The sequence below is a fragment of the Paludisphaera soli genome (assembly GCF_011064595.1).
GTDB classification, from domain to species: Bacteria; Planctomycetota; Planctomycetia; order Isosphaerales; family Isosphaeraceae; genus Paludisphaera; species Paludisphaera soli.
Map to the genome: position 1 here is coordinate 140734 of NZ_JAALJI010000012.1, position 12690 is coordinate 153423.

The window sequence follows — 12690 nt, forward strand, 5'->3', positions numbered from 1 at the left end:
GCCGGCGATCGAGCCGGGACCGCCGCCGGGACGCATGCCTCCCGCGCCAGGCCCGCGACCGCCCCAGTTCAAAGAGCCCGGGCCGCCCGAGCCGCCGGGACGGCTCCCTGCGACGGAACCGGGGCCTCCGCCGGGACGCATCCCTCCCAGGCCGGGGCCGCCCGCGCCGGGACGCCCGCCGAATCCGGGACCTCCCACGCCGCCGGGTCGGTTGCCGCCAAGGCCCGGACCGCCGCCCCCGGGTCGCATCCCCGCGACGTTACCGGCGCCGGGTCCTCGGTTGCCCCAGCTGATCGAACCACCGCCAGGGCCGCCGGCCCCACCGGGTCGCATGCCCGAGACCGAGCCGGGACCGCCGACGCCGGGTCGCGCTCCGCCCAGCCCGGGACCGCCGACGCCGGGTCGCGCTCCGCCGAAGCCCGAGCCGCCGGGACGCATCCCCGCGACCGAGCCGGGCCCGCCGGCCCCACCGGGACGCATCCCTCCGGGCATCGCTCCTCGGTTGCCGAAGTTGATCGAACCCGGGTTGCTCATCCCCGGCCGCGAGGTCCCCCCCATCCCGGGGCCACCACGATTGACCATGCCACCGGGAGCACCCCCTCGCATCCCGCCCATCGAGCCGCCAGGCATGCCGCTCGGGGCTCGCATTCCTCCCGCGCCGGGCATACCGCTCGGACCGCGCATGGCGCCCATGCCGCCGCTCGGGCCGCGCATCGCACCCGTCCCGCCGCTCGGGGCACGCATGCCGCCGGGCATCCCGCCGCCGGGCGCACGCATCGCACCCATGCCGCCGGGCATCCCGCCCCGCATTCCGCCAGGCATCCCGCCGCCAGGCGCGCGCATGCCGCCCATGCCGCCGGGCATCCCGCCCCGCATGCCGCCGCTCGGCATTCCGCCACCGCGCATGCCGCCCATACCGCCGCCGCCGCGCATCCCACCACCTGGCATGCCGCCGCCGCGCATCCCACCACCTGGCATGCCGCCGCCCCGCATCCCGCCGCCGCCACCGCGCATCCCGCCGCGTTGGGCCAGGACTTCGCCGCCGGGCCAGAACGCGAGGACCGTGGCCAGACCGGTCGCGATCGCCACCCCCCTTGTTTGCCTTATCATGAATCGCCCCTTTCGCGCAGCGAGATGTGCATCGGTCGTCGGTCTATTCTATGCCCTCCGGGCGATCTCGTCGGAAAACATCCGTGCAGTTCCTCCATTACGATGGCGAAACCCATACCAGCCCGTGCCACCTCCCCCGAATTTTCCGCAGCATCCGCCAGGTCCCGCCCCCCGACCCCCGTCTCTCAGGAGTCAAGGGGTCGGGTCGGAGACGTCGCCGGCCGCCCGGGCGAGGATCGCCGCGAAGGCCGGCGAGCGGCGGGCGGCGGCGAGTCGGTCGTCGGTCTCCAGCTCCCGGCGCTTCGGGGGGTTCTCGGCGAGGTCGTACACCCTGGCGAGCGAGCGCACCGACTCGTCGCGGAGACGTTCGGCGAGATCGCCCTCGAAGCCGCCGACGAGCAGCGAGCACGAGCGGGCCCGGGCCATCCAGCCGCCGGCCCCCTCGGGCGGAGACGCCAGGAGCCGTTCGGCGGTGGCGACGGCCTCGGCGGGTTGTCCGGCGGCCTGCAGCAGCGCGATGCGAGCCTCGGCCACGCGGGGGGCCAATTCCTCGGGGGCGGCCCAGACGACGGATTCGTCGTCGACCGCGACCAGGGCCCGGCGGCAGAGGGCGAGGTCGGCGGTCGCCGATTCGCGACGCTCCAGGTCGTAGATCGGCAGGCCCGTCAGCCTGCCCTCGGCGTGGAGCCGTTCCAGGAGGCCGCCGGCCTCCTCCAGGAACGGGATCGCGGCGGCGAAATCCAGGTCGCCCATCGAGACCGACGCGCGATTGCAGAGCGCGTCGATCAGGTCGAGCTTGCGCTGGACGTCCTCGGGGTCGCGTTCCGCCCATCGCCTCGCCCGGTCCAGGCCGGCGTCCATCGCGACGAGCGCCTTCGGGACGTCGCGGAGCCGCAGGTGGATCAGCGCCAGGTTGTTCAGCCCCACCATGATGTCGCGGAGGGCGGAATCCGCCTCGGCCCCCCCCGCCCGCGCCTCGGCCGCCAGGCTCAGGTCGAGCGAGCGTTGATAGCGCTCGCGAGCCGAGACGAGGTCCTCGGCGCTCTCATCCATGCCGCCCAGCAGGTCGAGCGCCTGCGCGAGCAGGACGCCCGCCCGCTCGTCGTCGGGGTGGGCGGCCAGGCGGGATTCGGCCAGCGCGAGCATCCTCTCCAGGGGCGGTCGGGCCGCGGCCGGGTCGCCGACCCAGTGGGCGGCGTGGCCCAGATGACCCAGCCCCTCGATCAGGGCGATCTCGGCGCGGGGGTCCGCCGGCGAGGCCTCCCGCCAGGTCTCGGCCCGGTCGACGGCGCGGCGGAAGAACGCCCGCGCCGCGTCGGGTCGGTCGGCCCGCAGGTGGAAGCTCCCCAGACGCCGGCAGGTCGCGAGGAGCTGGTCGCGGGCGTCGTCGAGCCCGGGGTCGGCCACGAGGAGGGCCTCGGAGATCGCGAGCGAGCGCTCCATCTCCGCGATCGCCTCGCCGGTCCTTCCCAGCTCCCAGTGGACCTCGCCGAGGAGCTGATGCGCCGAGGCCCGGCTCAGGCGAGGGGCCGTCGCGTCGGCCGTGGTCACGCGCCGGAGGCCCTCGACGGCCGTCTCCAGAAGGCCCCGCCGCAGCGTCCGGGTCGCGGGGGCGTCGCGGAGCGCCTTGCGGACCTGCTCGATGAGCTGCTCGTGGGCTTCCAGGGCCACGCGGGCGTTGCCCTCGGCCTGTCGCTCGGCGGCCCTCGTCGACCGGAGGGCCTCGCGGAGGAGGCCGTTGTACCACCACGCGCCGACGGCCAGGACGACGAGCGACGCCTGCGCGACGGCCAGGGCGCCGGCGACCGCCGGCCGCCGTCGCGCCGCCTTCCACGCGACCTCGGGCAAGCTCGCCGGACGGGCCAGGATCGGCCGGCCGTCGAGGAACCGCCGCAGGTCGGCCGCCAGCTCCGACGCCGACGCATAGCGTCGCGAGGCGTCCTTGCGCAGGCACTTCAGGACGATCACGTCCAGGTCGCGGGGCACGTCGGGCCGGATCCGCGACGGCGGCGACGGCTCCTCGGCCAGAACCCGCCGAAGGAGGTCGTGGGGCGACTCCCCCACGAAGGGCGTCCGGCCGGTCGTCACCTCGTAGAGGATCACGCCCAGGGCGTACACGTCGACCGGCGGCCCCACGTCCCGACGCTCGATCTGTTCGGGCGCCATGTACGGGGGCGTGCCGAGCGCGACGTCCGCGAGGGTCGCCCATTCGCCGTCGCTCCGCCCCTCGCCGAGCGGCTCCTGGCTGATCCACTTCGCGATGCCGAAGTCGCCGATCTTGGGCGTCGCGGCATGCAGGGAATCGATTCGGGACGCACGCTCGTCGGCCGGCCGGAGCAGGATGTTGCTCGGCTTCAGGTCGCGATGGACGACCCCGCGACCGTGGGCGTGCTGCACGGCGCCGGCCAGCAGTTCCACGAAGGCCGCCGCCTCTCGCGCGGGCCGTGGGCCGCGCCGCAGGAACTCGAAGAGCGTCCCGCCGGCCACGTATTCCATCGCCAGGAACGGATACCCGCGCAGGTCGCCGACCTCGAAGATCTGGACGATCCCGGGATGCTGCAGCGCGGCCACGGTCTCGGCCTCGCGTCGGAAGCGATGGAGCCCGTTCGGCGTATGGACCCGCAGCCGCTTGAGCGCGACCAGGCGGCCGAGGCGGACGTGCCGCGCCTTGTGGACGACTCCCATGGCCCCGGATCCCAGCGGCTCGAGGATCTCATAGCCCGGGACGTCCTCCTCGCGCGGGAACGTCTCGCCGGGTGCGACGGGGGGCGTCTCGGGCCCGGCGAGGCGGAGCGCGGCGAGGATCGTGGGCGGGTTCGATTCCAGCTCGGCGAGGCGTGCGGAGCAGCCCGGGCAGGCGTCGACGTGCGCGAAGATCCAGGTCTCCTCGGCCTCGTCCGCCTCGCCGGAGGCCGCCGCGGCGAGCCGCCGCGGGTCGGGGCAGGGATGGGTGGGGGTGGGCACGCCAGGTCTCCGGGAAACGGCCCCGCGGTCGTCGACGCGACCTCGCGGCGAGACTATGATCATGTCCATCCCCGAGGCGTGGCGACAAGGGAGGCCTCGCGACCGGTGCCCGACGACTTGCCGACTTCTCCGACCCTGCTCGATCGCGCCCGCGCCTCCGACGCCGAGGCCTGGTCGCGCCTGGTCTTCCTGTACGAGCCGCTCGTGCGGCACTGGGCCGCGCGCTGGGGATGCCTCGGCGCCGACGCCGACGACCTCGTGCAGGAGACGTTCCTGGCCCTCGCCGTCGCCCTGCCGACCTTCCGCCGCGACCGTCCCGGCGACGCCTTCCGCGCCTGGCTGCGGACCATCGCCCGCAACAAGCGGCTGGACGCGCTCCGTCGCCGCGGCCGCGCCCCCGCCGCCCGGGGCGGGACCGAGGCCTTCCGGCAGATCGCCCAGGCCCCCGACCCGGAAGCCCTCCCCGACGAGGACGACCCGATCGAGCAACTCTCCGGGCTGTACCATCGGGCCCTCGAGCTGGTGCGCGGGGAGTTCGAGGAGAAGACCTGGAAGACCTTCTGGCGCGTCGCGGTGGACGGGCTCTCCGCCGACGCCGTCGCGCGCGAGATGAAGATCGGCACCGCCGCCGTCCGCCAGGCCAAGTCGCGCGTCCTGCGCCGCCTCAAGCAGGAGCTGGGCGACCTGATCGCCTAGCTCCGCGGCCCGCCGTCGAAAAATGCTGTCACGCTCCCGGCGTTAGATGCGGGGTCGAGGGGACGCCCCCTCAGCTCCATCGCATCCTCGCCTCGCCAACCAGCATGGCGGTCCATCCGCCGGGAGCGTCCCTGATGTCCTTCCTGACGAAACTCCGCCCGTCCCGCCGTTCTCGGACCATCGCCCCCCGCCGCGCACGGATCGGCGTCGAGGCGCTCGACGAGCGCGTCCTCCTGTCGGTTTCCGCGAACTTGGACCCCTGGGGCAAGCTCGCGATCGTCGGCGGCGCGGGGAACGACGACGTCGTCGTCTACCCCAGCGGCGACGCGGTCTACGTGATGGACCGCTCCGCCGACGCCACGGTTTACAGCCGGATGTACCGCAACGTCGCCTCCATCGACTTCCGGGGGGGCGCCGGCGACGACTACCTCCTGAACGTGACGGCCATCCCCACGTCCTTCACCGGCGGGGCGGGCGCCGATCGCTACGTGAGCGGTACGGGGACGAACGTCGTCACGGATCTCGAATCCGTGGACGTCTTCCAGAATCGCGGCTCGGCCTTGGCCGTCAACGACCGGACGACGGGCGTGCTGACCATCAAGGGGAGCCCCTGGAACGACGAGGCGGGCGTCTCCGCGTCCGGGCCGAACACGTATCGCGTCGACCTGAACGAGGTCTACGTGGACGGCCTCGCCGGCTTCCGCCGGATCGAGTTCGACGGCGGCGCCGGGAACGACTACTTCGGCAACGCCACGAGCCTGCCGTCGCGGCTGAACGGCGGCCCCGGCGACGACCACCTGGCCGGCGGCACGGGCGACGACCTCTTCCTGGGCAGCGACGGCCGCGACGTCTACGACACGATCTCCTGGCGGGGCGGCTCCGACCTCCTCGACCGCAACGGATTCCGCGGCACGCTCACGGGCCCCGGCCAGACGATCGGCCTGGTCTCCGGGGCCCTGACCCCGGAGGAACTGTCGGCGAAAGGCGAGCTGACCGTCTCCCGGAGCGGGGACTACGTCACGCTCAACGGCCCCAGCGGCGCGGGATTCCGGCTGCGGGGATCCTGGATCGCCTTCTCCGCCGGCGGCCAGAACTTCTACTACAGCTTCAGCCCCGTCTACCTGGAGACGGCCGCCGGCGAGCTGCCGATGAGCCCCGGCATGGTCTACATCGGCGCCAGGGCTTCCGGGATCGCCGACGTCGGGACGTTCCTGACCGCCTACTGGCCCGGCCTGGGACTCGACACGGTGACCCCGACGAGCCCCCTGCACGCCGTCGCCGACGCGACGGGCCTGGGGATCCAGCTCAATCCGACGGGCGCCGAGCTGACCGTGGGGCTGGGCTCGACCCTCAAGGCGAACGGGATCGAGGGGCCGCTCAACGACGCCGTCCCCTACTTCAGCTTCCGGGTGAGCACCTCGGCCGGGATCAAGCTCGGCGGCACGACGGTGAAGACGCCCGGGAGCAGCATCGGCGTGCAGGGGGCGTTCGACCCGTCCGACCCGTTCCTGTTCGTCCGGGTCGACCCCGAGATCGGCAAGAACCCGCTGGAGGAGTTCGCTCTGGGATGGTCCACCCGAGGCCGGATCCCGTTCACCCCCAGGACGCCGATCGCGACGGCGAGCCAGGCGGTCTACGGCAACGTCTACGCGATGGCCGGCGTGAAGCTGGGCAACTACCCCATCAAGATCAACGGCGAGACCGTCCTGGACCTGGACGCGAACGACGACGGCCGGATGCTCGGGCTCTCGGGCGCGGACCTCGCCCGGGTGATCCGGGGCGAACTGGACCTGGGGACGATCGTCGGGGCCCTCACGGACGTTCGCATCGGGCTCAACGGCGCGGCCTCGCTGAGCCTCGCCCCGAAGAACAGCTCCGGCGCCGAGGTGGTGAAGCTGTCGCTCGACCTCTCCTACGCCTCGGCGATCATCAGCCCCTCGGTCATCGCCTTCCGGGCCACGGGCGCCGACTTCTTCAAGGGCACCCCGCTCGAAGGCGCGGTTAAGCTCTCCTCCTACGACGTGCAGGGCCTGTACAGCCTCAGCACCCGCTCCTGGTTCTTCGACGCGACCTCCTCGACGGCCGGCGTCAACGGGCATTCATTCGGCCAGGTGACGCTCAGCGGCGACAGCACCCGGGGGACGATCACCGCGTCCGCCCGGTTCTCGCCGCCGCTGGGGTTCACCACGGTGACCATGAACGGCTACCTGGATTACACCAACGGCAACTTCAGCCTGTACGCCTCGGCCTCGGCCTCCCTCGACGCCAAGGTCACGCGGCTCAACGCGACGATCGAGCTGCTGATCCAGCAGACGGCCGGCAACTTCCGCTTCTACGCGGGCCTGCGGGCCTCGTTCTCGCAGAACCTCGGCGTCGGCTCCATGAAGGGCCAGATCTACGCGATGATCGACTTCCAGGCGGGCAAGGACGGGGTCTCCTTGAGCGGGAGCGGATCGGCCTCGGGCTCGGCCCAGATCGACGGGCTCGGAAGCGTCGGCTTCTCGTCAAGCTTCATGATCGACACCTCGGGCTTCCAGATCCGCCTGGCGGACGGCCTGCCGACGCTCTCCGTGAACTGGTGATGGGCGCGAGGCGCGCGAAAAGAGGGGGCCGGAAAGGCCCCCTCGGTTCGCGCGGCTTCGTTTTCTCCATTGCACTCAGGCGTAGACGCGGATTTCCTTCTCGCGGACCTGGGCGCCGTGCTCGTACAGGAAGTCCAGGCAGCGTCGCGGGAGGCGGCACTGGAGGACGACCCGGTCGTTCTCCTCGTCGTAGGTCCGGCCGAGGATCTGGGCGTGCTGGGCCAGGTAGGAGAGGACCCGGCCGTCGGCGACGCTCGTCTCGACCTCGGCGTCGAGCGCCGATTCGAGCAGGGCGAGCCGGACCCTCTGCTCCAGGGCGTCCAGCCCCTCGCCCTTCGCCGCGCTGATGGCGATCGAGTCGCGATGGTGGGCGCGCAGCACGTCCAGGAAGGAACGGTCGGGGACCTTGTCAGCCTTGTTCAGGACGAGCAGGGTCGGGTGGTCCTTGAGCCCCAGCTCCTCCAAGACTTCGACGACGGCCTGCACCTGCATCTCGGCGTCGGGGCTCGACGCGTCGACGACGTGGAGCAGCAGGTCGGCCTGGCGGGCCTCCTCCAGCGTGGCCTTGAACGACGCCACGAGGGAGTGGGGCAGGTCGCGGATGAAGCCGACCGTGTCCGACAGCAGGGCCGCGCCGCCGCCCCGGAACCGCCACTTGCGGGTCCGCGTGTCCAGGGTGGCGAACAGCTTGTTCTCGACCAGGACCCCGGCGTCGGTCAGGGCGTTCATGAGGGTGCTCTTGCCGGCGTTGGTGTAGCCGACGAGCGAGACCGTGGGGAAATCCCCGCGGCCGGCGACCTCGCGCTCCTTCCGGGCCTGGATCTTGCCGAGCTTGGCCTTCAGCTCCTGGATGCGGTGGACGACCAGCCGCTTGTCCTCTTCGAGCTGCTTTTCGCCGGGACCGCGGACGCCGATGCCCCCCTTGTACCGCGAAAGGTGGGTCCACATCCGCTTCAGCCGGGGCATGGCGTATTCGAGCTGCGCCAGCTCCACCTGGAGGTGGGCCTCGTGGGTCTGGGCGTGGACCGCGAAGATGTCGAGGATGACCTCGGTGCGGTCGACGACCTTGCAGCCCAGGGCCTTCTCCAGGTTCCGCGTCTGGGCCGGCCCGAGGTCCGAATCGAAGACGACGACGTCGGCCTCGAACGCCTCGACCAAGCCCTTCAGCTCTTCAACCTTGCCCGAGCCGATGTACGTCGCGACGTCGACCTGCTGCCGCTTCTGCAGCATGGAGCCGACCGCCTCGAGGCCCGCCGTCTTGGCCAGGCCACGGATCTCGTCCAGGGGGTCGTCCGCGTTGTACACGCCCCCCGGCAGGATGACCCCGACCAGGATCGCGCGCTCGCGACCCTCATGCTCGTTGCGGCTGGTATCGATCAAAATAGGCTGAAACCTCTGTTGGGTGAGGGGCGAAACCGGCGAAGAAGGGCCGTCCGGCACGGCGGACGGATTCTAAGGAGGCCGCGGAGGTCCGTCAACGACGATCGCGAAGGCACCGGAGAACCCGATCGACCCTCGCGACTCGCGACGACCGCCATCGTCCATCATACTACGCACAAGAACTAGACGACGACCGGGGCGTGAAAGTTCGCGGAGATCCGCCGGAAGACTCCCGGCGGATCTCCGCTCCCAATCCTCCTTCTCGCTTCCCGGCTCCCTTCCGAAGGCGACGAACCATGCAGGCATGCGACCAGTGCGGCTCCCGCATCTTGTTCGGCGGGGTGAACCAAGGCCTCCGCCGCTTCTGCGGCGAGGCTTGCGCCCACCAAGCCTACTGGGCCCCTCGGGTACGGGCGATCCCTGCGGCCGTAATCGAGGAGCGGCTCCGCCGGACGCATGAAGGCCAATGCCCGAAATGCCAGGGCCCCGGGCCGGTCGACGTGCATTTCTCCTGCTGGGTTTACTCCGCGATGTTCTTCACCCGGTTCGGCTCCCGCGCGGAGGTTTGCTGCCGCTCCTGCGGCCGGAGCAATCAGCTTCGCGACGGCCTGTTTTCCATGGCCTTCGGCTGGTGGGGGTTGCCGATGGGGCTGCTGGGCACGCCGATCGTGCTGTTCCGGGACATGGTGGCGGCCGTCGGCCTGGTCGGGCCCAGGGCCGATACGCCGTCCCCCGCGCTCCGAGATGTGATCGAGGTCAGGACGGCGGCGGAACGTCGCGACGGTCGAGACGCCCAAGCTTAGAGGACGGGCGTGGACCGGAGCCCGGCCTGCGCGCGAAGAAGCCCGGACGGGTCGCATCCGGGCTTCTTTCGATTCAGGCGGTGCAGGCCGGTCGATCAAACGTCCGGCGGGGGAAGCGGGCCGGGCGCCTCCTGCTGGCTCTTGCGCTTGGAGGCGGGGAGGACCTTGGGAGCCCCCGCCCCTTCGCCGGCGGGCGCGGCGGTCTTAGTCCCCGCGCTGCTCGCGGAGATGGCGTCCACGCCGCCGGATTCGCAGCCGGCGAGGGACAGGATCACGGCGCAGGCGACGGCCGGCGCGACGAGGCGTCGAAATCTCATGAAGGCGAAAGCTCCTCGATCTTGCGGGGGTGCCGGGCTCGGAAGCCGGTCGTGGATCAATACGCGTCCGAGCTGATGACTTCGCCGCCGGCGCGGGTGGCCAGCTGGCGATAGACGCCCGGCGTGAGCTGCCCGTTGGCCGGGTTGACCGGGCCGACGACCTGGATCGAGTCCTTGATGTAGCGGACGCTGCCGTCGCCGAAGAGGAAGTTCACCCCGCCCGGGTGCATGCTCCGGAAGCCCCACTGGCCCATGTTCTGGAGCTGGAGCGAGGGGTTCCGGTCCCAGTCGGTGTAATAGGTGGTGTCGCCGCCGGGCTCGGGGATCAGGACGCTGGCGTTCGGACGGGCGACCGTGCTGGCGAAGGCGAAGATGCGGCTGACGCCGTCGGCGATCCAGGAGCCGTACCAGGCGTCCTGGTTCCACTGGTAGAACCAGTCGCCGTCGGCGTCGTTGCGGAACTTCGAGGTCTCGCCGATGAACAGCGTGTTGCTCAGGCCGTCGGTGACGGAGGCGACCGAGTAGTTGTAGTCGGCGTTGAACATGCCGTCGGACTCGGCCGTCGCCGCGCCGGAGACCGGGCAGCCGTTCCACCAGTGCATGACGTCCTTGTTGCCCAGCACTCCGCCGTACGAGGACTGGGAACGGCCGGCGACGTTGGTCGGATAGGTCCGGGATTTGATGTCCGAGGGGCAGATGTACGCGGAGACGGCCGAGTTGTAGGCCGTGCTGTTCATGGCCGCGCCGTTCGCCGAGCCGACGCCGTACGGGCTGGCCGTGTCGAGCGAGGGGACCGAGAAGTTGATGGCGTTGTAGACGGTCGACAGCTCCATCTGGGGCAGAATCAGTGCGAACATCGTGTGCCGACGCGGCACCGAGCAGTCCTGGCCGCCGCCCGATCCGTTGCGGACCGAGCCGAGCGGGAACGTCCCCTGCGCGCTCTCGTAGTTCGCTACGGCCAGGCCCATCTGCTTCAGGTTGTTGGTGCACTGGGCGCGGCGGGCGGCCTCGCGAGCCGACTGGACGGCGGGGAGCAGGAGCGCGATCAGGACGGCGATGATGGCGATGACGACCAGAAGCTCGATGAGCGTGAAGCCGCGGCGCCGACTGGCGGGATGACTCATGTTCGGGGAGACCTCGGTACGGGGACGGAAACGGACGGATCGATAAGTAGGGATTCGCCGATCGACCCCGCCCCGGTGGGGCGGGGCGGGCGAGGGGCTGCGGCTGCTGCGCTCAGTCATAGACCTCGGTCGGGGCCTCCTTGGCCTTGGAGGAGGTCTTGGGGGGCGTCGGCGGGTTGGCGGCGGCGGCGCCCGCGGGGGCCGCGCCGGCCGAAGGGACGGCCGTCGCCCCGCCGGACTCGTCGTCGGGCGCCCCGCAGCCGGGCTGGCCGACGGAGCAAGCCATCAGGAACGCCGCGATCAAGAATCGCCGTGATTTCATAACAGGCTACCTTTACGTGTCGATTCGTCGGGAAGTCGGGGGCCGCGTCAGAACGCGTCGGCGCTCACCGTCTCGTTGCCGCCGCGGGTTGCCAGCTTGCGGAAGACGCCGGGCGAGGCGTAGCCGCTGACCGGGTTCGGGGCCCCGACGACCTCGATCGAGTCCTTGATGTAGCGGACGCTGCCGTCGCCGAAGAGGAAGTTCACCCCGCCCGGGTGCATGCTCCGGAAGCCCCACTGGCCGAAGTCCTGGAATCGCGTGGCCGGGTTCCGCTCCCAGTTCGTGCTGTAGGAGCCGTCGCCGGGCACGTCGGGGACCAGCATGCTGGAGTTGGGCTTCGCCAGCGTGAAGGCCAGCGCGCTGGGACGGGTGACGCCGGAGACGGACGACCCGTAGTAGGCGTAGTTCCCCCACTGGTTGCTCAGGTTCGGGTCCGGGTCTTTGCGGAACTTCGCCACCTCGCCGACGAACAGGGTATTGCTCAGGCCGTCGCTCACGTCGCTGACGCCGTAGTTGTAGTCGGCGTTGAACATCCCGTCGGACTGGATCACCGAGGGGCTGGCGGGGCAGCCGTACCACCAGTGCCGCACGTCCTTGTGGCCCACCGAGCCCGAGTAGGACGATTGGCCGCGGCCTCGGGGCGCCGCCGGGTCGGGCGGGACCACCATGTCCGAGGGGCAGATGAAGCCGGCGATGGTCGAGTGCAGGGCCGTCCGATTCGACGCCCCGCCGTTGCCGGGCAGCCCGAAGGGCCCGACCTGGTCGATCGCCGGCAGGCTGAAGTTGATGGCGTTGTAGATCGCCCCCTGCTCCATCTGGGGCAGGATCAGCGAGAAGAACGTGTGCTTGCGCTCGTTCGAGCAATCGGCGTTGGGCGCGCTCCCGCGGGCGACCGCGCCCGGCGGGAACGTCCCCTGGGCGCTCTCGTAGTTCGCCAGCGCCAGGCCGATCTGCTTGAGGTTGTTCGTGCATTGCGAGCGCCGCGCCGCCTCCCGCGCCGATTGGACCGCGGGGAGCAGGAGCGCGATCAGGACGGCGATGATGGCGATGACGACCAGCAGCTCGATGAGCGTGAAGCCGCGGCGACGGCCCGATCGAAGGGGCATGGACTTCCTCATGAATAGAGATGATCAAAAATCAGGACCGAGGACGGCGGCCGCGCGGTCGGTCCGCGCGGCCGCCCGGAGACGCGGCGCCACGCCGAGCCCGAGACCACGAGTTCGAACGGACCAGCTCGAACGTCGGTCGACGCGCGTGCGGGCGAGGGCCGGACGCGAGGGGACCAACGGCGGGCGAGGGCCGCCGAGGAGGACGATGCTTGTTGTCGTGGTTGAGAAGATCTTGCCAGGGGAGGTCGGAGACCGACTTGGCACCGCGGGCCGGGAGGGGCCG

General features: G+C 71.4%; 9 protein-coding genes. 3 read left to right on the forward strand and 6 right to left on the reverse strand.

The window, feature by feature from the left end; all coding sequences use genetic code 11:
* Positions 1 to 1302: 1302 nt before the first annotated feature.
* Complete coding sequence (locus G6O68_RS16675) at positions 1303 to 4074, reverse strand: serine/threonine-protein kinase (protein WP_165249758.1); 2772 nt, start codon at positions 4072 to 4074, stop codon at positions 1303 to 1305.
* A gap of 105 nt (positions 4075 to 4179) precedes the next feature.
* On the opposite strand from G6O68_RS16675, the gene G6O68_RS16680 reads away from it, so the two are divergent.
* Together G6O68_RS16680 and G6O68_RS16685 are read left to right on the forward strand one after the other, a co-directional pair.
* Entirely contained in the window at positions 4180 to 4770 is a 591-nt protein-coding gene (locus G6O68_RS16680; protein ID WP_240911333.1) for an RNA polymerase sigma factor, read from the forward strand.
* Between the two features lie 134 nt (positions 4771 to 4904).
* Complete coding sequence (locus tag G6O68_RS16685; protein WP_165249760.1) at positions 4905 to 7352, forward strand: hypothetical protein; 2448 nt, start codon at positions 4905 to 4907, stop codon at positions 7350 to 7352.
* 75 nt (positions 7353 to 7427) lie between these two features.
* Here the strand turns inward: G6O68_RS16685 and hflX are convergent, their stop codons facing one another.
* A complete protein-coding gene (hflX, locus tag G6O68_RS16690; protein WP_240911335.1) occupies positions 7428 to 8732 on the reverse strand; it encodes a GTPase HflX in 1305 nt (434 codons plus the stop codon).
* 296 nt (positions 8733 to 9028) lie between these two features.
* On the opposite strand from hflX, the gene G6O68_RS16695 reads away from it, so the two are divergent.
* Positions 9029 to 9535, forward strand: a complete 507-nt coding sequence (locus G6O68_RS16695) for a hypothetical protein (RefSeq protein WP_165249761.1) — start codon at positions 9029 to 9031, stop codon at positions 9533 to 9535.
* Between the two features lie 95 nt (positions 9536 to 9630).
* Here the strand turns inward: G6O68_RS16695 and G6O68_RS16700 are convergent, their stop codons facing one another.
* From G6O68_RS16700 to G6O68_RS16715, 4 genes are all read right to left on the reverse strand, one after another.
* On the reverse strand, positions 9631 to 9852 hold the full coding sequence (locus tag G6O68_RS16700; protein WP_165249762.1) for a hypothetical protein: 222 nt from the start codon (positions 9850 to 9852) through the stop codon (positions 9631 to 9633).
* 56 nt (positions 9853 to 9908) lie between these two features.
* Complete coding sequence (locus tag G6O68_RS16705; protein ID WP_165249763.1) at positions 9909 to 10976, reverse strand: DUF1559 domain-containing protein; 1068 nt, start codon at positions 10974 to 10976, stop codon at positions 9909 to 9911.
* A gap of 112 nt (positions 10977 to 11088) precedes the next feature.
* Positions 11089 to 11298: a hypothetical protein gene (locus tag G6O68_RS16710; RefSeq protein ID WP_165249764.1), complete on the reverse strand. Its 210-nt coding sequence runs from the start codon at positions 11296 to 11298 to the stop codon at positions 11089 to 11091.
* 47 nt (positions 11299 to 11345) lie between these two features.
* On the reverse strand, positions 11346 to 12404 hold the full coding sequence (locus tag G6O68_RS16715) for a DUF1559 family PulG-like putative transporter (protein WP_240911337.1): 1059 nt from the start codon (positions 12402 to 12404) through the stop codon (positions 11346 to 11348).
* Positions 12405 to 12690: the final 286 nt, after the last annotated feature.